This is a genomic window from Stenotrophomonas sp. 82F1 (assembly GCF_056861525.1).
The window spans coordinates 158,970-181,754 of sequence record NZ_JBSPUD010000001.1 but is presented as its reverse complement, the minus strand read 5'-3'; the positions used below and the strand labels follow the sequence as shown (position 1 = coordinate 181,754).

The window sequence follows — 22,785 nt, the reverse complement described above, 5'->3', positions numbered from 1 at the left end:
TGCCCGGCGATGTTGACCCGACCGCTGCGCTCGCCGGGCATGGCCCGGCGCTACCCCGGTCACGTAACGATCATGGGCCCGGCGGGGGCTTCTGCTAAAATCCGCAGTTCATGTCGCGTACTCCCTATCCCGCCCCGCCGCTGCCCCGTGCCGGCCAGCTCCGCGCCTGGTGGCGCGCCCCCGCCTCGCCCACTGCCCTGGCCTGGTATCTGGCCCAGGCCGCGCGCACGCATGACGCCCCGGTACTGGTGGTGGCCCGTGACAACCACGGTGCCAACCAGCTCGAAGCGGACCTGCATACCCTGCTGGGAGGCGACCCGAGCCTGCCGGTGGTGGCGTTCCCGGATTGGGAAACGCTGCCCTACGACCGCTTCAGCCCGCACCCGGACATCATTTCGCAGCGCCTGTCCGCACTGCACCGCCTGCCTACGCTGAAGCGTGGCCTGGTGGTGGTGCCGGTGCAGACCCTGCTGCAGCAGCTGGCCCCCCGCAGCTATGTCATCGGCGGCAGCTTCAATCTTGAAGTCGGCCAGCGCCTGGACCTGGAAGCGGAGAAGCGTCGCCTCGAAAGCGCCGGTTACCGCAACGTGCCGCAGGTGATGGACCCGGGTGACTTCGCCGTGCGCGGTGGCCTGCTTGACGTCTACCCGATGGGTGCCGACGAGCCGCTGCGGGTGGAGCTGCTGGACGAGGACATCGATTCGATCCGTGCGTTCGATCCGGAAAGCCAGCGCTCGCTGGACAAGGTCGAGGCGGTGCACATGCTGCCCGGTCGCGAAGTGCCGATGGACGACGCCAGCATCGCCCGGGTGCTGGCCACCCTGCGCGAGCGCTTCGACGTCGATACCCGCCGCAGTTCGCTGTACCAGGACCTGAAATCGGGCCTGGCGCCGGCCGGCATCGAGTACTACCTGCCGCTGTTCTTCGAGCGCACCGCCACCCTGTTCGACTACCTGCCTGCCGGCAGCCTGCCGGTAGTCTGCGTTGGCGCCGCTGAGGCGGCAGAGACCTTCTGGACGCAGACCGGCGAGCGCTACGAGCAACGCCGCCATGATGTTGAACGGCCGCTGCTGCCACCGTCGGCGCTGTACCTGTCGCCGGACCTGCTGCGCGAGCGCCTGAACGACGCACCGCGCATCGAAGTCTGGGCTGCCGATCACGCGCGCATTGCCGAGGCGCATGCGCTGGGCGACCAGCCGTTGCCGCCGCTGCCGGTGGCCGCGCGCGAAGCACCAGCCGGTGACGCACTGAAATCCTTCCTCGGCCATTACCCCGGCCGTGTGCTGATTGCCGCCGATTCGCCCGGCCGCCGCGAGGCCCTGCTGGAAGTGCTGCAGGCGGCCGAGCTGAAGCCGCCGGTGGTGGCCGACCTGCTCTCCTTCCTCGCCAGCGACGAACGCTTCGCCATTGCCGTGGCGCCGCTGGAAGACGGCTTCGCCCTGGATGCGCCGCACATCGCGGTGCTGACCGAGCGCCAGCTGTTCCCCGAGCGCGCAGGCAGCACGCGCCGCACGCGCCGTGCCGGACGTGAGCCGGAAGCGATCATCCGCGATCTCGGCGAGCTGACCGAAGGCGCACCGATCGTGCACGAGGACCATGGTGTCGGCCGCTATCGCGGACTGATCGCGATGGACGTCGGCGGCATGCCCGGCGAGTTCCTGGAGATCGAATACGCCAAGGGCGACCGGCTGTATGTGCCGGTCGCGCAGCTGCACCTGATCAGCCGCTATTCCGGCGCCTCGGCCGAGACCGCCCCCCTGCATTCGCTGGGTGGCGAGCAGTGGAGCAAGGCCAAGCGCAAGGCCGCCGAGAAGGTGCGCGATGTAGCCGCCGAACTGCTGGAAATCCAGGCCCGCCGCCAGGCGCGTGCCGGACTGGCACTGCAGGTGGACCGCGCGATGTACGAGCCGTTCGCTGCCGGTTTCCCGTTCGAGGAAACCCCGGACCAGCTGGCGGCCATCGACGCCACCCTGCGTGACCTGGCCAGCAGCCAGCCGATGGACCGCGTGGTCTGCGGCGACGTCGGCTTCGGCAAGACCGAAGTCGCGGTGCGTGCCGCATTCGCCGCCGCCAGCGCCGGCAAGCAGGTGGCGGTGCTGGTGCCGACCACGCTGCTGGCCGAACAGCATTACCGCAATTTCCGCGACCGCTTCGCCGACTATCCGATGAAGGTCGAGGTGTTGTCGCGCTTCAAGAGCACCAAGGAGATCAAGGCCGAGCTGGAGAAGGTCGCCGCCGGCACCATCGACGTCATCGTCGGCACCCATCGCCTGCTGCAACCGGACGTGAAGTTCAAGGATCTGGGCATGGTCGTCGTCGACGAGGAGCAGCGCTTCGGCGTGCGCCAGAAGGAGGCGCTGAAGGCACTGCGCGCCAACGTGCACCTGCTGACCCTGACCGCTACGCCGATCCCGCGCACGCTGAACATGGCCATGGCCGGCCTGCGCGACCTGTCGATCATCGCCACCCCGCCGCCGAACCGGCTGGCGGTGCAGACCTTCATCACCCAGTGGGACAACGCGCTGCTGCGCGAAGCCTTCCAGCGCGAGCTGGCACGCGGTGGCCAGCTGTATTTCCTGCACAACGACGTGGAAAGCATCGGCCGCATGCAACGCGAGCTGTCCGAGCTGGTGCCCGAAGCGCGCATCGGCATCGCCCATGGGCAGATGCCCGAGCGCGAGCTGGAAAAGGTGATGCTGGACTTCCAGAAGCAGCGCTTCAACGTGCTGCTGTCGACCACGATCATCGAATCGGGCATCGACATCCCCAACGCCAACACCATCATCATCAACCGCGCCGACCGCTTCGGCCTGGCCCAGCTGCATCAGCTGCGTGGCCGCGTCGGTCGTTCGCACCACCGCGCCTATGCGTACCTGGTTGTACCGGACCGTCGCTCGATCACGCCCGACGCGGAAAAGCGCCTGGAAGCGATCGCCTCGATGGACGAACTGGGTGCCGGCTTCACCCTGGCCACCCACGATCTGGAAATCCGCGGTGCCGGTGAACTGCTCGGCGAAGACCAGAGCGGGCAGATGGCCGAAGTGGGCTTCAGCCTGTACACCGAGCTGCTGGAACGCGCCGTGCGCAGCATCAAGCAGGGCCATCTGCCCGACATCGATGCCGGTGAAGAAGCGCGTGGCGCCGAGGTCGAGCTGCATGTGCCGGCGTTGATTCCGGACGACTACCTGCCGGACGTGCACACCCGCCTGACGCTGTACAAGCGCATTTCCAGCGCGCGCGACAGCGATGCGCTGCGCGAGCTGCAGGTGGAGATGATCGACCGCTTCGGCCTGCTGCCGGATGCGGCCAAGAACCTGTTCGCCATCGCCGAGCTGAAGCTGCAGGCCAGCACGCTGGGCATCCGCAAACTGGACCTGGGCGAGAACGGCGGCCGCATCGTGTTCGAATCCAAGCCGAACATCGATCCGATGGCGGTGATCCAGCTGATCCAGAAACAACCGAACCTCTATGCCATGGACGGTCCGGACAAGCTGCGCGTCAAGCATCCGCTGCCGCTGCCCGAAGACCGCTTCAATGCCGCACGTGCGCTGCTGCTGACCCTGGCCCTGCGCTGATCGATATCCAAGGTTCCGGTCCGCCGCGGGCGGCAGACCGGTGCCCTTTCCGTTTACTGCGCCCGCGACAAGGAGTGTTGCCGTGAATCGTTTCGCCCCCCTTCTGCTCGCCACCAGCCTGGGCCTGCTGGCCGCCTGCCACAGCGGCATGAGCAACCGCGATTACCTGCATGAGAATGTGGCCAGCTGGAACGGCACGGTCAGCATGGTCGAGCAATGGACCAACGGCCCGAACGGCGAGTCCTTCCATGCGTCGCTGCAGGATGGCAAGAGCATGCAGCAGCATCGCTTCGGCCTGAAGAACGCGCACCAGGAAATCGCCGACCGGCTGGTCTTCGTCCAGCAGTTCACCCATGGCAAGGACGCCGATGCACTGCACCAGAACCTGCTCGATTCCCTGAAGAGCACCGAACAGATGTTCGCGGTGATGGAACAGCTGGCTGCACTGCCCGATGGCTACAGCGAAGATCAGGTCACCCCGCTGCTGCAGACGCTGGATGAGGCCGTGAGCAAAATGGACGAAGACATGCAGACCCTGAGCGACGCGCAGGACGCCTTCGCCAAAGCCCATCGCATCCACCTGCAGACCACCGGCTGAGCCACGCCGCCCCGGTTGCCGATGCGGCCGGGGCGACGATACGCTGCACGACTGAACGCATGGCCCCACGCGATACCGTCGATGCGCCCCGCGCAACACCGATGCGGGTACCCTATGCGCCGCCCCGGCCCGCTCTTGCGGGCCTTTCCGTTTCCTGCGTGGCTTCGCCGCGCCGCCAGTCCCGATGCCCCAGCCCAGACCTCCCGACCTCCTGCACGCGCAGGCCTGCCTGATCGACGCCCTGTCGATGTCGCTGCAGATGCGTGATGCCTATACCCGCCACCACTGCGACCGCGTGGGCCTTCTTGCACAGCACCTCGCCCTGCATTGCGACCTGGATGAGGAGGCCTGTGCGCAGGTCGGCCTGGCCGCACGCTTCCACGATATCGGCAAGATCGGCATTCCCGACGACGTACTGCTGAGCCCGCGCCGGCACAACGATGAAGAGCGCGCGATCATGCGCGAGCATCCGGTACGTGGCGAACACATCTTCCTGGCCACCGGTCGCAGCGATGCCGCGCCGGTCGCGCGCCTGATCCGCGCGCACCATGAAGCGTTCGACGGCAGCGGCTATCCCGATGGCCTGCAGGGCGAGAACATCCCGCTGGGCGCACGCATCGTCACCATCGTCGATGCTTATGATGCGATGACCAGTGCACGCCCCTATCGCGCAGCGATGGAGCATGAAACGGTGCTGCGGATACTCGATGAGCAGGCCGGTGGCCTGATCGATCCGTACGTGCTGCAGCGTTTCCACGGCATGCTCAAGCACGAGCCGGCGCTGGCCTGAGCGCACGGGCCGGGCTGCGCCTCGCTTGCGCAGCCGCGGCAATCCTCGCAAGCTGATGACCGGCCAAAGACGGCCGCCTGCTTACGAGGAGCATCACCCATGAAAGGAAACACCCGCATCGCCGCACCGCTGGGACTGTTGCTGTTGGCCCTGGCGCCGTTCGCACAGGCCCAGCAGGAGGGCAACGCCTCCGCTGCCACCTGCCTGTCGCGCAACCAGGTCACCGCCGGCACCTCGCCCGCCGCGCTGATGAACGCCCTGCCCCGCTGCGTGCAGGATGGGCGCATGCAGGACGCCATCGATCTCTACAACATCGCCGGCGTATTCGCCCATTTCGATCGCCAGCGGGTCGCTGACGAGACCGGACACAGTGCCTACAACGCGCTGAAGGCGATGGCGGGTTCGGCGATGGGCGAGGAGAATCTCGGCCGCTTCGACAGCGCGTTGAAGGCGCAGCTGTCCCCCGACAAGGCGCCCGCCTATGTCGCTGGCATCTGCAGCTTCAGCAAGCGCGTGGGGCCGCCCTCCTACACCCCGACCTACATGCTGGCCCATGGCATGTCCAACTTCACCGCCACGGGAGGCGGCCTGGTGCCGGGCTTCGAGCCGGCCAGCGCATGGCAGGCGACGTTGTCGCAGTACCTGAAATGCCCGGGCTGAGCCGCAGCCGCTTGTAGGCGACCGCAATGAAAAGGCCCGGCTTGCGCCGGGCCTTCTGCTTCACTCGTTGCGGGTGATCGGTTACCAGATCACCACGCGCTTGTCGTCTGCGCGCACCATCGCATCACCGGCCTTGCACTGGAACGCAGCGGCATAGGACGGCATGTTAGACGGCGCACCGTTGGCACGGAAGTTCGCCGGTGCGTGCGGATCGGTGTTCAGGCGCACGCGCAGCTCACCGTCGGTGAAGTTGCGACGCCACACGGTGGCCCAGTTCATGAAGAAGCGCTGGTCCTGGCTGTGGCCGTCAACTTCGACGTTCGCCTTCGGGTTCTCCTTCAGCGCCATCTGCAGAGCATCGTAGGCCACGGTCAGGCCACCCAGATCACCGATGTTCTCGCCCAGCGTCAGCTTGCCCTTCACGAACACGCCCGGCACCGACTCGTAGCCGTCGAACTGCGCGACCAGCTGGTCGGTGCGCTCGGTGAAGGCCTTGCGGTCGCTGTCGGTCCACCAGTTGTCGAAATTGCCGTTGGCGGCGAACTGGCTGCCCGAGTCATCGTAGCCGTGCATCATCTCGTGGCCGATGACCGCACCGATACCGCCGTAATTCAGCGCTGGATCGGCCTTGGCGTCGAAGAACGGCGCCTGCAGGATCGCCGCCGGGAACACGATCTCGTTCTTGGTGGCGTTGTAGTAGGCATTGACGGTCTGCGGGGTCATGCCCCACTCGGTCTTGTCCACCGGCTTGCCGACCTTGTCCAGCATGTAGCGGTAGTTGAACGCGCGCGCGGCCTGCATGTTGCCCAGGTAGCTGTCACCGTTGGTCTGCAGGCCCGTCCACTCGCGCCACTTGTCCGGGTAACCGATCTTCGGGGTGAAGCTGGCCCACTTCTCCAGCGCCTTCTTCCTGGTCTCCTCGCCCATCCACGGGAGCTGCTCCAGCCGCGCCTTCAGCGCCACCGACAGGTTCTGCACCAGGTGCTGCATGGCCTCCTTGGATTCGGCCGGGAACACCGCATCGACATACAGCTGGCCGAGCGCTTCGCCCATGCCGCCGTTGACCGACTCCAGCACGCGCTTCCAGCGCGGCTGCATTTCCTGCTGGCCGCGCAGGGTCTTGCCATAGAACTCGAAGTTGGCCTTCTCGAACTGGCTGCTCAGGTACGGCGAGGCATCGTCGATGGTGTGGAAGCGCAGGTAGGACTGCCAGGTGGCGGCCGGCACGTCGGCCAGCATCTTGTCCATCTCGCTGAAGAAGCCCGGCTGGGCCAGCGAGAACTTCTGTGCGGCCGGCACCTTCAGGGCGTCGAACAGCGCGGTCCAGCTGAAGTTCGGGGTCAGCTTGTCCGCGTCGGCGGCGCTGAGCGGGTTGTAGCGCTTGGCCGGGTCACGCATCTCGATGCGCGACATCGAGGCCTTGGCCAGGCGGGTCTCGAACGCCATCACCGCCTTGGCCTGCTCCGCGGCCCGCGCGGCGTCCACGCCGGACAGGGTCAGCACCTGCGCGATATAGGCCACGTAGGCGTCGCGGATCTTGGCCTGCGATTCGTCGAAGTAATAGCCCTTCTCCGGCAGGCCGAGGCCGCCCTGGCCGACGTAGGCGATGACGTTGGCCGAATCCTTGTAGTCGGCGTTGGCGAACAGCGAGAACAGCACGCCCTGGCCCTGCGCCTGGCTGTCGCGCAGGTACTGGGTGATGGCAGCGGTGTCGTTCAGCGCGGTGATCTTGTCCAGCGTCGGCTGCAGCGGCGCCAGGCCGGCGGCCTCGATCTTCGCTTCGTCGTTGCCGGTCTTCCAGATGTCGCCGATCTTGGCTTCCACCGAGCCAGCCTTGGCCTGGCTGGCGGCGGCCTGCTGGACCAGCGCGTGCTGCACTTCCAGCGAGCGCTCACGCAGGATCTCGAAGCTGCCCCAGGTGGTCTGGTCGCCCGGCACCGGGTTGGCCTTCAGCCACTTGCTGTTGACGAAGCCGTTGAGGTCGGTGCATGCAGCGATGGACGGATCCAGATCGGCGCTGTTGAGCGAGATCAGCGCGGTCTTGATCTGCGACTGGTCGAACGCCGGCTTGGCGGCGTCGGCAGCGGGCGCGGTCTCGTTCTTGCCACAGGCGGCGAGCGAAGCGGCGATGGCGATGGTCAGGCCCAGCGGGACCAGATTGCGGAAGTTCATGAGGCTCTCCTGCGGGTAATTCCACAGGGTAGCCGGGAAGGCCGGCAATACGGACCGGCCAAAGGTCACAGGAGTGCGCCTGTAGAGCCGAGCCCATGCTCGGCTGCTTTCTGAAAACGTCGGCAATGCATCAGCCGAGCGTGGGCTCGGCTCTACAGAAGCGAAGGCCGGCGTGCGCCGGCCCTTCGTTCTTACTTCGCCTTGCCCTGGTTGGCCACGGCTTCAGCGGCCTTGCGTGCCGCCTCCGGGTCACCCAGGTAGCGGAACGACTTCACCGTGAGGTCGTCGTTCAACTCGAACAGCAGCGGGATGCCGGTCGGGATGTTCAGCTCGAGGATTTCCTCGCGCGACACGTTGTTGAGGTACTTGTACAGCGCGCGCAGCGAGTTGCCGTGGGCGGTGACCAGCACGGTCTTGCCGTCCTTCAGCTGCGGCGCGATGGCGTCGTGCCAGTACGGCAGCACGCGGTCCAGGGTGGTGGCCAGCGATTCGGTACCCGGCAGCGCGTTGCGGTCCAGGCCGGCGTAGCGACGGTCATGGATAGGATGGCCCGGATCTTCCAGGTCCATTGCCGGCGGCGGGATGTCGTACGAACGGCGCCACACCTTGACCTGGTCTTCGCCATGCTTGGCGGCGGTCTCGGCCTTGTCCAGGCCCTGCAGGCCACCGTAGTGGCGCTCGTTGAGGCGCCAGGACTTGTTCACCGGCAGCCAGTCCTGCTCCAGCTGGGCCAATGCACCCTGCAGGGTGTGGATGGCGCGCTTGAGCACGGAGGTGTGGGCAACGTCGAACTGCAGGCCTTGCTCGCGCATCAGGCGGCCGGCGGCAGCCGCTTCCCGGCGCCCCTGTTCGGTCAGGTCGACGTCGACCCAGCCGGTGAAGCGGTTGTCCAGGTTCCACTGGCTCTGGCCATGGCGCAACAGTACGAGTTTACGGGTCACTGCAGGGTCTCCAACGCGAGGAAAGGCAGACGGCCATTGTAGCCCCGGCGCCCGCTCACCGCGCCGTGGCGGTGGGGATGTCATCCTGTGGCCGATGAATACCGTGATCGACCCCGGGCGCTGGGAAGGCAGCGTCAGTGCCGCCCGCGAGCAGCAGAAACAGCTGGCCACCCGCGTGCAGCGCCAGGACCACCTGCCCGCCACCGTGCGCTGGCTGGCCGGGCTGGATGTCGGCTTCGAGGAAAACGGCGCGATCACCCGTGCCGCGGCGGTACTGCTCGATGCGGAGACCCTGCAGCCGGTGGCGCAGGAAATCGCCCGCATCGCCACCGTCATGCCCTACATCCCGGGCCTGCTCAGCTTCCGCGAACTACCAGCGCTGCTGGCCGCGTTGGCACTATTGCCGCGCGCACCGGACCTGGTGTTCGTCGATGGCCACGGCATCAGCCATCCGCGCCGCCTGGGCATCGCCGCGCACCTGGGCGTGGTGACCGACCTGCCAAGCATCGGCGTGGCCAAATCGAGGCTGGTCGGCCGCTTCGTCGAGCCGGGCGCCGACGCTGGCGCGCATACGCCGTTGCTGGATGGCAGCGAGCAGCTCGGCTGGGTGCTGCGCAGCAAGCTGCGCTGCAAGCCGCTGTTCGTTGCCGGCGGGCATCGGGTCAGTGCCGATACCGCGCTGTCCTGGGTGCGGCGCACGCTGCGCGGCTATCGCCTGCCCGAGCCGACCCGGTTGGCGGATCGGCTGGCCTCGCGGCGCGACAAATAGCGGTGCAACTGGGCAATACCGCTCAGCGATGCACGTGACCGCGATGGCCCTGCGCGTCGGTGGCTGCATGATCGTGCCCGGCGTGGTCGTCGTCCTTGGCCGCTGATGGCTGGCCACAGGCTTCGCCGCAATGGTCGGCTTCGATCTGCAGGGTCACGTGCTCGATGCCGAAATCATCGTGCAGGCGATCACCGAGTTCGCGACGAAGGCGGTCGGCGTCGTCGCCTTCGCGCATCACGATGTGCGCGGTCAGTGCCGGCGTGCTGGACGCCAGCGCCCACACGTGCAGGTCATGCACGTCCAGCACCGCGTCGTGGTCGGACAGGCGGTCGCGCACCTTGGCCACGTCCATGCCCTTGGGCACACCTTCCAGCAATACGTTGATGGCTTCGCGCATCAGCACATACGTACGTGGCAGCACCCACAGACCGATCAGCACGGCCAGGATCGGGTCGATCGGCTTCCAACCGGTCCATTGGATCAGCAGCGCACCGGCAATCACCGCCACCGAGCCGAGCATGTCGGCCCACACTTCCAGGTAGGCGCCCTTCACGTTGAGGCTCTCACCGCTGCCGGCCTGCAGCAGGCGCATGGAGATCATGTTGATCACCAGACCGACCGCAGCAATCACCAGCATGCCGGTGGAGGCGATCTCCTGCGGCTGGCGGAAGCGACCGATGGCTTCCCACAGGATGTAGCCGGCAACCACGAACAGCATGGCGCCATTGATCATCGCGCCCAGTGCTTCAAGGCGCGCATAACCGTAGGTGCGGCGTGCATCCGGCGGACGCCGGCTCAGCCGCACGGCCACCAGCGCGATCATCAGCGCCAGGGTGTCGGTGGCCATGTGCGCGGCATCGGACAGCAGCGCCAGGCTGTTGGTCCAGAACGCACCAACCACCTCCACCACGAGGAAGGTGGAGGTCAGGCCGAGCGCCCACCACAAGGGTTTCTCGTGGCGGATCTCGGATGGCAGGTGATCGTGGTCGTGACCCATGGCAACAGCTCCTTTGCGATGGAGGCAGGCTACGCCGACGGGCGTTGGGAAACTATCACGGTGTTTATAACATTGCAGGCCTGCACGACCGATGCTGCCGGGCATGGCCCGGCGCTACCGGTGTGACGTGCCCGCCTCCGGTAGCGCCAGGCCATGCCTGGCGAGCGCATCGGATCAGAACCCGAAACGCAGGCTCGCCCAGTACGCGCGACCGGGTTCGTTGTAGGTCGCCGCACCGGCATCACTGCTGTTGGCTTCGCGGAACAGACGTTTGTCGGCCAGGTTGTTGACGCCGAAGCCCACGCTGACCGTGTCGGTCACCTTGTAACGCGCGCTCACGCCCCAGACGTTGTACGCGCCACGGGTCTGCAGCACGGTGGACGCATCGCAGCTGGCCGTGCAGCGCGGGTCGTTGTTGATGTTGGTCGTGGCCGGTTCCTGCTTGCCGTAGAAGGTGCCGGTGAGCAGCAGCGACAGCTGCTCGGTGGCCTGCCAGTCCAGCATGGTGTTGACGGTGTACTTGGGAATCACCGACAGCGGCTGGCCGGTGCTCTTGTTTTCGTTCTCCACCATGTAGGTGAAGTTGTTGCTCCACTTCAGGCGGTCGCCCTGCTCGCCCAGCAGCGGAATCACCAGGTTGCCTTCAAGCCCCTGCACGACCGCCTTGGGGGCATTTTCCCAGCGGAAGATGCGGCCCTTGCTGTCGGCCGTCAGGCCGATCTGGGTGTAGCCGGCCTGGATCTTGTCCTTGTAGTCATTGTGGAAATAGGTCAACGAGGCCTGCCAGCCGCTCTGCGGTGCCCACTCCACGCCCAGTTCCTTGTTCAGGCTGGTCTCTGCGTTGAGATCTGCATTGCCCTGCATGTAGCAGCCGGCGCCCAGGCTCGGCAACGCGTTCGGGCAGCCGTTGCCACGGGTGTAATACAGATAGTCGGGGTTGGACTGATACAGGTTCGGCGCCTTGAACGCGCGTGCGATGCCGCCCTTCACCACCCAGTCACTGTTGAGCCGGAACTGCGCGTTGAGGCTCGGGCTGGTGTTGTTGCCGAACTGGCTGTGATGGTCGAAGCGCAGGCCCGGGGTCACGATCCAGCGTTCGCCCAGGTAGATGTTGTCTTCCACGTAGACAGCGGTAGTCTGCGCATCGGACTTGCCGCGTGCGCGGTCGGCCGAAAGGCCCGGAATGCCACCCCCGCTGCTGCTGGACTGGCTCATGGAATACGGATCGGTCAACCGGCTGTCGAGGTATTCGAAGCCCAGCGTCCACACGTTCCCGGCGCCGCCGAGGGTGGTCGGGAAGCTGACCTCGCCGTCCAGCTGGTAGTTGCGCAGGCGCGAGGTCGACCAGTCAGCGCCGTTGAAGCTGCCTTCCGGGCCACCGGCCAGGCCTTCGTTGATGCGCGAATTGTTGACCCCTTCCACCGCTGCCGTCAGCCGCGAGCTGACATCGCCCCAGCGTCCGCGATGGGTGATCGCGCCGGTGCTGCGGTACATGCGGTTGGTCTCGGCCTGCTGCTCGGCCAGCGCGGCCAGGTCGACGCCGGTGGAGGTTCCGGTGGTGCTGACCGCACGGTCGCCGGCATAGATGTTGCCTTGGCGGCTGGTGCCGGCCTCGAATTCGATCACCTGGTTGGCGGTCACGTCCCAACGCAGCAGTGCGTTTACATCGCGGTTCTTGACGCCTTCGCGGCCCGCCGGCGGTACCGCGTTGGCAGCGGTGGCGAAGTTGCGGTTGAGATCCAGCGAATCGGCATCGGTCTTGTTGAGGTTGCCGTACAGCCGGAACGACAGCGTGTCGGTCATCGGCCCGCTCAGCTGCAGGCCGACGCGCTCGCTGCCACCCTCGGCACTGTGTTCGGGCACCAGGCCGTACAGATCAACCGCGCCGGTCAGGTCGCCGGTTGGGCGCTTGGTGATGATGTTGACCACGCCACCGGAGGCACCCGAGCCATAGCGCGCCGCCGCCGGGCCGCGCAGTACTTCGATGCGCTCGATCATTTCCGCCGGCACCCAGTTGGTATCGCCGCGCGTGTTGCGCTCGCCACTGCGACCCATGCGCACCGCGTCGCGTGCACCCACGCGCTTGCCGTCGATCAGGATCAGGGTATTTTCCGGCCCCATGCCGCGCAGATCGATCTGCCGGTTGTTGCCGTACTGGCCCGATGCGCTGTTGCCGGTCAGATTGACGCCGGGCATCGTCCGCAGCAGCTCGGCGATGTCGTTGACCGGCGGCCGCTTGGCGATGTCTTCAGCGGTGATGGTGGAGGTGCCCAGTGCCTGTCGTGCGATCTGCGAAGCAGTGACATGCACGGTATCGATATCGGTGGCATCGGTTTCCGCGTGCGCGGTAATCGTACCGGCAGCCAGCAGCGCGGCGACGGCGAGCGCCAGCGGGCGCGGTGAAAGTGTGTTTGCAGGCATGTTCTGGACCTTCTGGCAGGGCAGCGGAAGCCTCTGGCATTGGGCACGAGGCGGCGACGGGGGAGGCGGAACGATCACTGCGGGATGCGCGCAGCTCGGTTCCTGCCGTCATTTTTTCACAAATGCGAGTGATTCTCAAATGCGTCAACGCATTGCGGCATCGGCCGGCATGTGCTCTGCCGGCGTTTTTCGGCCTGCATGGCGCTTAAACTGACCGGCTTACCTGCCATCAACCGTCGACAGCTGCGGCCGATACCGTGGTCTGTTGTGCGCCGCTAGAGATCGACGTGGATACACCCCAACTGGACGAAGCCAGCCAACCGCTGGCCCAGGCCTGGCAGCACTGCCTGCTGCAGGCCGGCCCCGCCGCTGCCGCACTGCTGCATGCCGTGGCCGCCGATGCACCGCCAATGCTGGCGCAGCGCTTCTACGAGGTGCTGCTGCAGGACACGCGTGCGCGCCGCTTCCTGTCCCATGAACAGGTCAAGCAGCGCCTGCAACCGGCGATGCAGCGCTGGCTGGCGCAGCTGCTGACCACCGATGCGGATGGCATTGCCGCTACGGTCGCCGCACAGCGGGTGATCGGCGATGTGCATGCGCGGGTCGGCATTCCGGTTGACCTGGTGACTCGCGGAGCACGCGTGCTCAAGCACGAGCTGTTCGTGCGCCTGCGCGCCGACGCCGATGACAGCGACACCGCCTTCGCCGCCATCGATTGCCTCAGCGCGATCATGGACATCGCCATGGAGGGCATGACCCTGGCCTACACGCACGCCCGCGAGCGCTCGTCGCGCACCGATGCAGCGTACCGGCTGTTCTCGCTGGTGCAGAACGTCAGCACCGAGCGCGAGCGCCAGCGCGCCCTGCTGCTGGATTGGGAGAACAGCCTGCTGTACACCCTCGCCGGCCATGCGACAGGCGCCGACAACGCCAGTCTGGCGACCTCGGAATTCGGCCTGTGGTTCACCCACAAGGGCATTCCCAGCTTCGGCGAAAGCAGCGAGACGCAGCAGGTCGGCGGCTTGATGGCACGCATCGACAGCAGCCTGCAGCGCGCCACGGATGAAGATCCGGCACGGCGTCTGGCCGCCCTGCCGGCGATCCGCGAAGACCTGGCCACCATCCGCAACCTGATGACCCTGCTGTTCGAACGCATCGGCGAACTGGATGCGGGCAGCGATGCGCTGACCAACCTGCTCAACCGGCGCTTCCTGCCGACCGTGCTGCGCCGTGAGATCGAATTGTCCACGCGCAACCACACGCCGTTCTCGCTGTTGTTGCTGGACCTGGATCACTTCAAGGCGATCAACGATGGCCACGGCCACGACGCCGGCGACCGCGCACTGCAGCACGTTGCCGCCCTGCTCGGCCAGCAGACCCGTGGCAGCGACTACCTGTTCCGCTACGGCGGCGAGGAGTTCGTGGTGGTGCTGGTGGCGGCGAGCGAGTCGCAGGCGGAGGTGATTGCCGAAAGCCTGCGCCGGCAGATTGCACAATCGCCGATCACCCTGCCGAATGGACAGACGCTGGGGCTGACCGCCAGCATCGGCGTGGCCGGGCACGATGGGCATCCCGATTACGAGCGGGTGATGGCGCGCGCCGACGCGGCGATGTATGCCGCCAAGCGACAGGGCCGCAACCGTGTGGTGGTGGCCGACGAAGCGTTGCCGGAGGCACCCGGGCGACGCGCGCTGCAACGTTGAGCCTGCAGCGCGCGCGGCAGGGCCTCGAACAGATTCGGTGCTACGCGGCGGCGTTGCGCGGAATGCGCCACGCCGCCCACCACGCCAAGGCCAGCAGGGCGATTCCCGCTCCCAGCACGCACACCGCCGGCCACCCGTAGCGCGCCTGCATCCAGGTGCCTGCGGCGGCGCCCGCACCGCTGCCCACCGCATAGAACAGCATGTACAGCGCCACCAGGCGCCCATGCCGTTCGGCCGGTGCACGCAGCAGCAGGGCCTGGTTGGACACATGCAACGCCTGCCCGCCCAGGTCCAGCACTATTACGCCCAGCAGCAACAGGGCCAGCGAGTGCGACAGGCCCAGCAGCGGCACCCAGGCGACCAGCATCAGCAGCAGCGCCCCCAGGCTCACCCGATGGGCGAAGCCACGATCCATCCAGTGCCCGGCCCTTGCTGCCAGCAGCGCGCCGATGATGCCGGCCAGGCCCAGCGCGCCGATGCCAGCGGTCGACCAGCTCAGGGGCGGCGCCGACAACGGCAGTGGCACCGCCGCCCAGAACACATTGAGACCGGCAAACAACAGCAGTGCCAAGGGCCCACGTTCGCGCAGTGCCCGATCCTGCAGCAGCATCTGCACCATGGAGCGCAGCAGCTCGCGCCACGCCGGCGCCATTGCAGGCACCGGCACGTGCGGCAGCCGACGCCACAGCAGCAGCGCCAGCGCTGCCATCAGCAGTGCCGACAGCAGGTACACCGCGCGCCATCCCGCCACGGCGGCGACCGCGCCGGACACCACGCGTGCCGACAGCAGGCCGATGAACACGCCGCCCTGGACCATGCCGACCACCCGCCCGCGCTGCTCCGGTGCAGCGAGGTTGGCGGCGTAGGCGATCAACCCTTGGGTGAGCGCGGTACCCAGCAGCCCCGCCAGCAGCATGCCCGACAGCAACCACGCGGTGCTGCGGGCGGCGGCCAGCCACAGCAGCGCCACCACCAGCGCCAGCAGTTGCGCCCGCAGCAGTCGGCGACGGTCGCCACGGTCGGCCAGTGGCAGCAAGCCGAGCAGAGCCAGCACGCTGCCGGCCTGGGTGGCAGCCAGCAGTACGCCGGCCACCGCGGCATCCAGGGCGAAATCGTGGGCCAGGCGCTCCAGCAGCGGCTGCGCGAAGTAAACGTTGGCCACGCTGGCACCGGCAGCAATGGCGAGCAGACCCAACAACGGGCGGGACAGCGAAGGCATCATCAGTGTGGTTGCAATTTGAAACTGCGTGCACGGTAGCGCCACTGGTTTTAAACTGCAACCACAATCGATGGAGTCCACCATGCACGCCAACAGCCCCTGCCCCGTGGCCCGCAGCGCCGATCTGCTTGGCGACCGCTGGGCGTTGCTGATCATCCGCGACGCCTTCGATGGCATCAGCCGCTTCGGCGACTTCCAGCGCAGCCTGGGCGCGGCGCGCAACATTCTCAGCGATCGCCTGCGGCGACTGGTCGAGGCGGGGCTGCTGGTGCAGCAGCCTGCCGCCGATGGCAGCGCGTACCAGGACTATGTGCTGACCGCGGCCGGCCAGGACCTGTTCCCGCTGCTGGTCGCCCTGCGGCAATGGGGAGAACGGCATCGCTTCGCTGCAGGCGAGGCACACTCGCAGCTGATCGAATCCAGCAGCCGCCGGCCGCTGCCCTACATGCAACCGCACGGACGCAACGGCCAGCCCCTGCACGCCGCCGATACCCGCGTACGCAAGCTCAAGGAGGGAGGCGGCCGGGCCTGATCCGCCCGTTCACGCACACCGGCGACGTCCCCGGGCAGTTAGCATCACTGGTCTCCTGCCGCTGAATGCCGCCGATGCCGAACTACGCCCGAACCCTGTCGATCCTGCTGCCGCTGGCCCTGCTGCTGGCCGCACCATTGGCCTCGGCCCGCGACGTGGCAGCACCCGCAGAACACGTCGACAGCGATGGTCCTTACGTGTTCCGTGAAGGCGCCCAGCTGAAAGCGCAGTGGATCTGCCAGGACCAGGTGGAAACCCAGACCGTGCACGCCGGCAGCGAGGGCGCGGACGTTGCCGTGCACTGCGGCTATCCGCATGCGGTGCATGTGCTGCCGCCGAATGCGCCGTCGGCATCCGTGCTGCCGGCGGTGCCGCGCATCGTCGCCGTGTCCGACATCCACGGCCAGTACGACCTGCTGGTCCGCCTGCTGCGCGCCAACCGGGTGATCGACGCGCAGGACCGCTGGGCACTGGGCACGGACACGCTGGTGATCGCGGGCGACGTGTTCGATCGCGGCCCGCAAGTGACCGAAGCATTCTGGCTGCTGTACGGCCTGCAGCAGCAGGCGGCGGCGGCCGGTGGCGCGGTGCATTTCGTGCTCGGCAACCACGAGACCATGGTGCTGTACGACGACCTGCGCTACGTCAACCCGAAGTACCTGCGCAGCGCGCAGTTGCTCGGCCGCAGCTACCCGCAGCTGTATGCTGCCGACTCGGTGATCGGCCAGTGGCTGCGTACGCGCCCGGTGCTGCTGCAGATCGGCGATACCCTGTTCCTGCACGGCGGCATCTCGCCCGATGCCGTGCAGATGGCATTGGACCCGGCCCACACCAACGCCGCCTACCAGGCCTCGCTGGGCATTGCCAAGGCCGAGGTGAAGGCAGACCCCGCCACTGCACCGCTGTACGACGGCAAGACCAGCCCGATCTGGTACCGCGGCTACTTCGACGGACGCCTGGACACCCAGGGCGTGCAGGCGGTGCTCGACCGCCTCCAGCTCAAGCGCATCGTGGTCGGCCACACCTCCATGCCACACGTCAGCAGCTTCCACGACGACCGCGTGATCGCCATCGACAGCAGCATCAAGAATGGCGAGAACGGCGAACTGCTGTTCATCGAGGACGGCAAGCTCAGTCGCGGCCTGCTGGACGGTTCGCGGGTGCCATTGGCCAAGGGCGAGCCCGGCCTGCAGGACTGAACGAAGGGCCAGCGCCGGGCCGGCCCAGGCACCCCACGCCCGCCACCTGCACCCGGTTTGCCGCTACCCTCGGCAGCCGAGAGGCCCGCCCTGTCCAGCGGGCGGCCCATCCGCCCCCAGGAGCCCCGCGCATGCGCGTTCTCATCGCAGAAGACGACCCCGACATCGCCTCCGGCCTGTGCGCCTCGATGCGCCGGCAGGGCCACGTGGTCGACCACGTGGACAACGGCGCGCATGCCGATGCCGCACTGAATTCCACCCAGTACGCATTGCTGGTGCTGGATCTTGGCCTGCCGCAGCTGGATGGCCGTGACGTGCTGCAACGGCTGCGCCAACGCGGCGATGGCCTGGCCGTGCTGGTGGTCACCGCACGCGATGGCCTGGCCGAGCGCGTGCGCGTGCTCGACCTGGGAGCCGACGACTACCTGGTCAAACCCTTTGCGCTGGACGAATTCGAAGCGCGCGTTCGCGCGCAGCTGCGTCGGGTCACCAGCAACGGCAACCCCGACCTGCGCATCGGCCGGCTGCGCCTGGACCTGACCGGGCACCGGGTGTGGATAGACGAGCAGACGCTGGAGCTGACCGCGCGCGAATTCGGCCTGCTGTCCGCCCTGGCAGTGCGTGCCGAACGCATCGTGTCCCGTGCGCAGCTGGTGGAGGCCCTGTGCGACTGGGGCCAGGACCTGACCGACAACGGCCTGGACATCGCCCTGCACCGCCTGCGCCGCAAGCTGCAGCCGGGCGGCATGGGCATCCGCACGGTGCGCGGGCTGGGCTACATGCTGGAAGACCCCAGCCCGTGATCAGCGGACCGCCCAGCCTGCGACGGCGTCTGCTCGCCTTCCTGGCGCTGCCGATGCTGGGCCTGCTGACCTTCAACACGCTGCTGGCGTACTACGTGGCGCTGGACTACTCCAACCGCATCCACGACCGCAACCTGACCGACGACACCGTGTCGTTCGCGCAGATGCTCAGCACCATGCCGGTCAGCAGCGACCTGTCCCCGCAGGCACGCTTTCTCATCGAGTACGACCCCGACGGTCATCGCTACTTCAACGTCGACAGCAGCCGCCTGGGCACCATCGCCGGCAACGCCGATTTCAGCGCCTATGCACCGTCGCAGGACTGCAGCGGCACGCACCCGGCGCTGTACGAAGGTGAATTGAACGGCCAGCAGGTGCGCATGTCGACGGTCTGCACCCAGGCGATGAACGATCCGCAGGACCAGCTGGCGGTGACCGTGGCCGAAAGCATGGCCGACCGCCGCCAGCGCGCACGCGAGATCCTGATGATCGTCATTCCCCTGATGGCCATGCTGGCCCTGGGAATGGCGGCGCTGGTCTGGTTCGGCGTCACCCATGGCCTGCGTATCCTGACCCCGCTGACCTCGCGCCTGGCCCAGCGCCGCGGCGAACTGGCACCGATTTCCGATGCCGATGTGCCCGAGGAGATCCAGCCGCTGATCAGCACCATCGACGGCCTGTTCGCGCGGCAGGCGGAAATGATCACGCTGCAGAACCGCTTCATTGCCGATGCCGCCCACCAGTTGCGCTCGCCGCTGGCGGGCATGGCACTGCACGTGGACCAGGCACTGGCCCACGGCGATCCGGAGACCGTGCGCGAAGCGCTGCAGAACATCCGCCGGCTCAACCAGCGAACCGCGCGCGTCAGCACCCAGCTGCTGGCGTTGAGCCGTGCCCAGACCGTGCCGGAGACGGTGGAGGCGCTGGACCTGTCCGAACTGGTGCCGCAATGGGTGGGCATGCGCGTGCCTGAAGCGATCCGCGATGGCATCGACCTGGGCTACCTGGGTCCGCAGCAGCCGGTGCGGATACTGGGCAACGGCGCCCTGCTGCACGAGGCGCTGGACAATCTGATCGATAACGCACTGCGCTACGCCGGCGTGGATGCAACCGTCACGGTGGGCGTGCAGGCGCTGGACGACAACGATGTAGAGCTGTACGTCGAAGACAACGGCCCGGGCGTACCCGAGGACGTGATGTCGCGGCTGGGGGAACGCTTCTTCCGCGCGCCCGGCACTGCCGCCAGCGGCACCGGCCTGGGCCTGGCCATCGCCCATGAGGCCGTCGAGCATCTGGGCGGGCGCCTGGGTTACCTCAACCGTCCCGGTGGCGGCCTGAAGGTATCCATCACCATACCGTTGCTGAAGGGCCCTTGATCCAGCCGGGCCGTTGAAAGGTTGCCGAAAATCGCGCTTGCGATGCTGGCCTTCCCGACTGCCGCGCTGGAGCCGACTGGTGTCCGCATCCCATGAGTTCTTTCTTCCCGGTGGCCCGCAGGGCGTCCTGCTGATCCATGGCCTGACCGGCACGCCGGCCGAGATGCGCATGCTGGGCAAAGGCCTGAACAACGCCGGCTTCAGCGTGCACGGCGTGCAGTTGCCGGGCCACTGCGGCAGCGTCGAGGATCTGCTGCAGACCCGCTGGGAACAGTGGTACCAGGGCGTGGAAGATGCGGCGGCAAACCTGCGCGGCAAGGTCGACCAGTTGTTCGTGGGCGGGCTGTCGATGGGCGCGGTGCTGGCGCTGGCACTGGCCGCGCGCCGGCCGGACTGGGTCGCCGGCGTTGGCGTGTACGGCGCCACCTTCCGCTACGACGGCTGGAACATTCCGGCAGTTGCGCGCTTCTCGTTCCTGTTGCCGTGGTTCAAGCGCCTGGGTATCGGCCGCGACCGCATGTTCATGGAAGAGCCGCCGTACGGCCTGCGCGACGAGCGCCTGCGCGCGCAGGTCAGCGCCGCCATGCTGTCCGGTGACAGTGCCGCTGCCGGCCTGCCCGGCAATCCGTGGCATGCGTTGGCCGAAATGCGTGCACTGAGCACCTGGACGCGCCGTCACCTGCACCAGGTCACGGCACCGTGCCTGGTGATGCACGCCCGCGAGGACGACGTGGCCAGCATGGGCAATGCCGAGCTGGTGATCTCACGCGTCAGCGGACCGACCGAACTGGTGGTGCTGGAAGACAGCTACCACATGATCACCATCGATCGCGAACGGCGCGAGGTGATCCGCCGCAGCGCGCGCTTCTTCAGCGACATCGGCGAACGTTCGGGCGTGCTGCAGGCGGTCGCCTGAGATGGGATCGCTTGCCACCCTGCTGTGGCTGGTCAACGTGGTGCTCGACACCGGCGGCCAGTTGGCCTTCAAGGCCGCCGCCAGCGACCCGCAGGACGGCGAAGGCCTGCAGCGCTGGAAGCACATGTTCGGCCGTCCCTGGCTGTGGCTGGGCATGGCCTGCTACGTGCTTGAATTCGTCGCCTGGATCGCCTTCCTGTCGCTGGTACCGTTGTCGCAGGGCGTGCTGCTCGGCTCGATCAACATCGTCGCGCTGATGGTTGCCGGCCGCCTGCTGTTCCGCGAGCGGCTGACGCCGTTGCGGGTGACCGGCATGCTGCTGGTCAGTGCCGGTGTCGCCGTGGTCGGAGCCGGAACATGAGGCGGCTGTATCTGATCGGCTTTCCGCTGCTGATGGCCTTCGACACCCTGGCCCAGCTGTGCTTCAAGTATGCCGGCGATGCCGCGCTGCCGGTCGAGGCCAACAGTGCGTGGCTGCTGCGTGTGCTGTCACAGCCCTGGGTATACGGCGCGATGCTCGGTTACGTCGGCGCGTTCTTCACCTGGATGAGCCTGCTGCGGCATGCGCCGATCGGCCCTGCGTTCGCCGCCTCGCACCTGGAAGTGATCAGCGTGCTGCTGCTGTCGGCGTGGCTGCTGCACGAACCATTGACGCTGCATCACCTGATCGGTGCGGTGCTGATCGTGGCCGGCATCATCTGCCTGGGTCGTGCCGAAGCGGATGATCCGCACGCTGCAACTGAACCATCCCCGTGAGCCTGCTGTCGCGCGAGTTGCCGCCCACCGCCGGTCTGCCACTGCAGGCCGGCGATTTCCTTCCCGGCGGTGGTGACCTGTGCGCGATTCTCGCCGAGCAGCTGGGCACGCCGCCGCTGCAGCTGACCTGCTCGGGCACCCACGCCCTGCTGATCGCCCTGCGCACCCTGCGCAGGCGCGCGCCGCAACGCGATACGGTGATCCTGCCGGCCTACACCTGTCCGCTGGTGCCGATTGCCGTGCACAGCCTCGGCCTGCGCATACAGTTGTGCGATAGCCGCCGCGACCATTTCGATTTCGACCCGGCGGCACTGCACGCCGCAGCCGATGCACGCACCCTGGCGATCATTCCCACGCATCTGGGCGGGCGCATCGCCGATGTCGATCGCGCATGTGCGATTGCGCACCGCGTCGGCGCGTGGGTGATCGAGGACGCTGCGCAGGCGCTGGGGGCCCGTGTGGCCGGCAACAGCGTCGGCCTGCGCGGTGATATCGGCTTCTTCAGTCTGGCCGCCGGCAAGGGACTGAGCCTGCATGAGGGTGGCCTGCTGCTGACGCGCGACGAAGCACTGCGTGCGGCATTGATCGAGCAGGCCGCAGCACACACGCCCTTCAGCCTGCGCTGGGAGCTGACCCGCAGCCTGCAGCTGCTGGGCCTGGCAGCCTGTTACCGCCCTCCCCTGCTGTCGCTGGTGTATGGAAACCCGCTGCGGCGCGCCCTGCGCAGCGGCGACCTGGAAGCTGCGGTGGGTGATGTGTTTCCGCTGGACATTCCGCAGCATCGCGTCAGCCGCTGGCGGCAGAACGTCGGTGCACGCGCAGCACAGCGCCTGCCCGAGTTCCTGCAGGCGGCCCGCCTGCGTGCGCTGCAGCTGCGCGTGCAGCTGGAGTCGCTGCCCGCCGTTGACGTGGTGGACGGAATGCCTGGCACCCAGGGCACCTGGCCGATGCTGATGCTGCTGCTGCCCAGTGAACGTGCGCGTGACAAGGCGCTGTCCGCGCTGTGGCAGCGCGGCCTGGGTGTCAGCCGCATGTTCATCCATGCCCTGCCGGACTACGCCTATCTGCGCGGCATCGTCGCAGACGCGGACGTACCCAATGCCCGCGACTTCGCCGCCCGCTGCCTGACCGTGGGCAACAGTCCTTGGCTGACCCATGCAGACACCCACGAGATCGTGAAGGTGCTCGCGCGCCAGTAGCAGCTGAAGCCAGGCGAGGCCTGCTCCGCGTCACTGGCTGAACGCTTCCCGAGCGCCTCCCTTCGTGCTTTCAGGCGGAAAGGAACGAGAAAGACGGCCTGCCTACATTGGCCCCGTCGCCGGCATCGTGCCAACGCCTCTCTTCATCGACGGAGCTGC

The 22,785-nt window shown here is 67.3% G+C and carries 19 protein-coding genes; 14 read left to right on the top strand and 5 right to left on the bottom strand.

Annotation, left to right across the window (positions count from 1 at the left end; translation table 11 throughout):
• Nucleotides 1-110 precede the first annotated feature (110 nt).
• The 4 genes from mfd to AC13GI_RS00740 all read left to right on the top strand — a co-directional run bounded on the left by mfd (nt 111) and on the right by AC13GI_RS00740 (nt 5,623).
• Complete coding sequence (gene mfd, locus AC13GI_RS00755) at nt 111-3,575, top strand: transcription-repair coupling factor (protein WP_346577422.1); 3,465 nt, start codon at nt 111-113, stop codon at nt 3,573-3,575.
• 82 nt (nt 3,576-3,657) lie between these two features.
• Nucleotides 3,658-4,173, top strand: a complete 516-nt coding sequence (locus tag AC13GI_RS00750; RefSeq protein WP_482995237.1) for a hypothetical protein — start codon at nt 3,658-3,660, stop codon at nt 4,171-4,173.
• Between the two features lie 184 nt (nt 4,174-4,357).
• Entirely contained in the window at nt 4,358-4,963 is a 606-nt protein-coding gene (locus tag AC13GI_RS00745) for an HD-GYP domain-containing protein (protein WP_482995236.1), read from the top strand.
• 99 nt (nt 4,964-5,062) lie between these two features.
• A complete protein-coding gene (locus tag AC13GI_RS00740) occupies nt 5,063-5,623 on the top strand; it encodes a hypothetical protein (RefSeq protein WP_482995235.1) in 561 nt (186 codons plus the stop codon).
• Nucleotides 5,624-5,704: 81 nt separating this feature from the next.
• Here AC13GI_RS00740 and AC13GI_RS00735 read toward each other — a convergent pair whose 3' ends face one another.
• A complete protein-coding gene (locus AC13GI_RS00735; protein ID WP_482995234.1) occupies nt 5,705-7,795 on the bottom strand; it encodes a M13 family metallopeptidase in 2,091 nt (696 codons plus the stop codon).
• Between the two features lie 191 nt (nt 7,796-7,986).
• Nucleotides 7,987-8,736 carry a 2,3-diphosphoglycerate-dependent phosphoglycerate mutase gene (gpmA, locus tag AC13GI_RS00730; RefSeq protein WP_482995233.1) on the bottom strand — a complete coding sequence of 250 codons (750 nt, stop codon included), beginning with the start codon at nt 8,734-8,736 and terminating at the stop codon, nt 7,987-7,989.
• 94 nt (nt 8,737-8,830) lie between these two features.
• Between gpmA and nfi the strand changes: the two genes are divergently transcribed.
• Entirely contained in the window at nt 8,831-9,505 is a 675-nt protein-coding gene (nfi, locus tag AC13GI_RS00725) for a deoxyribonuclease V (RefSeq protein WP_482995232.1), read from the top strand.
• Nucleotides 9,506-9,527: 22 nt separating this feature from the next.
• On the opposite strand, the gene AC13GI_RS00720 is transcribed toward nfi, so the two are convergent.
• Both AC13GI_RS00720 and AC13GI_RS00715 read right to left on the bottom strand, forming a co-directional pair.
• Nucleotides 9,528-10,502: a cation diffusion facilitator family transporter gene (locus tag AC13GI_RS00720; RefSeq protein ID WP_251476131.1), complete on the bottom strand. Its 975-nt coding sequence runs from the start codon at nt 10,500-10,502 to the stop codon at nt 9,528-9,530.
• 174 nt (nt 10,503-10,676) lie between these two features.
• Nucleotides 10,677-12,923 (bottom strand): TonB-dependent siderophore receptor, encoded by a 2,247-nt coding sequence (locus AC13GI_RS00715; RefSeq protein ID WP_482995231.1) that lies wholly within the window; start codon nt 12,921-12,923, stop codon nt 10,677-10,679.
• A gap of 287 nt (nt 12,924-13,210) precedes the next feature.
• Here AC13GI_RS00715 and AC13GI_RS00710 point away from each other — a divergent pair, with 287 nt between their 5' ends.
• Nucleotides 13,211-14,626, top strand: coding sequence for a GGDEF domain-containing protein (locus AC13GI_RS00710; RefSeq protein ID WP_482995230.1), 1,416 nt, complete (start codon nt 13,211-13,213; stop codon nt 14,624-14,626).
• 40 nt (nt 14,627-14,666) lie between these two features.
• On the opposite strand, the gene AC13GI_RS00705 is transcribed toward AC13GI_RS00710, so the two are convergent.
• The gene (locus tag AC13GI_RS00705; RefSeq protein ID WP_099821099.1) at nt 14,667-15,848 is read right to left on the bottom strand and encodes an MFS transporter; all 1,182 of its coding nucleotides are present in this window, start codon (nt 15,846-15,848) and stop codon (nt 14,667-14,669) included.
• A 79-nt stretch (nt 15,849-15,927) separates the two neighbouring features.
• Here AC13GI_RS00705 and AC13GI_RS00700 point away from each other — a divergent pair, with 79 nt between their 5' ends.
• From AC13GI_RS00700 to AC13GI_RS00665, 8 genes are all read left to right on the top strand, one after another.
• A complete protein-coding gene (locus AC13GI_RS00700; RefSeq protein ID WP_482995229.1) occupies nt 15,928-16,377 on the top strand; it encodes a winged helix-turn-helix transcriptional regulator in 450 nt (149 codons plus the stop codon).
• 65 nt (nt 16,378-16,442) lie between these two features.
• The gene (locus AC13GI_RS00695; RefSeq protein WP_482995228.1) at nt 16,443-17,576 is read left to right on the top strand and encodes a metallophosphoesterase; all 1,134 of its coding nucleotides are present in this window, start codon (nt 16,443-16,445) and stop codon (nt 17,574-17,576) included.
• Nucleotides 17,577-17,707: 131 nt separating this feature from the next.
• Nucleotides 17,708-18,379, top strand: coding sequence for a response regulator (locus tag AC13GI_RS00690; protein ID WP_482995227.1), 672 nt, complete (start codon nt 17,708-17,710; stop codon nt 18,377-18,379).
• Nucleotides 18,376-19,755: a sensor histidine kinase gene (locus tag AC13GI_RS00685; protein WP_099821096.1), complete on the top strand. Its 1,380-nt coding sequence runs from the start codon at nt 18,376-18,378 to the stop codon at nt 19,753-19,755. The genes AC13GI_RS00690 and AC13GI_RS00685 overlap by 4 nt, the downstream gene beginning before the upstream one ends.
• A gap of 79 nt (nt 19,756-19,834) precedes the next feature.
• A complete protein-coding gene (locus tag AC13GI_RS00680; protein WP_482995226.1) occupies nt 19,835-20,671 on the top strand; it encodes an alpha/beta hydrolase in 837 nt (278 codons plus the stop codon).
• Nucleotide 20,672: 1 nt separating this feature from the next.
• Nucleotides 20,673-21,032 carry an EamA family transporter gene (locus AC13GI_RS00675; protein ID WP_482995225.1) on the top strand — a complete coding sequence of 120 codons (360 nt, stop codon included), beginning with the start codon at nt 20,673-20,675 and terminating at the stop codon, nt 21,030-21,032.
• The gene (locus AC13GI_RS00670; protein WP_099821093.1) at nt 21,029-21,427 is read left to right on the top strand and encodes a DMT family transporter; all 399 of its coding nucleotides are present in this window, start codon (nt 21,029-21,031) and stop codon (nt 21,425-21,427) included. The genes AC13GI_RS00675 and AC13GI_RS00670 overlap by 4 nt, the downstream gene beginning before the upstream one ends.
• Nucleotides 21,424-22,626, top strand: a complete 1,203-nt coding sequence (locus AC13GI_RS00665) for a DegT/DnrJ/EryC1/StrS family aminotransferase (RefSeq protein WP_482995224.1) — start codon at nt 21,424-21,426, stop codon at nt 22,624-22,626. Before AC13GI_RS00670 ends, AC13GI_RS00665 begins: the two co-directional genes overlap by 4 nt.
• The last annotated feature ends 159 nt before the right edge of the window (nt 22,627-22,785 follow it).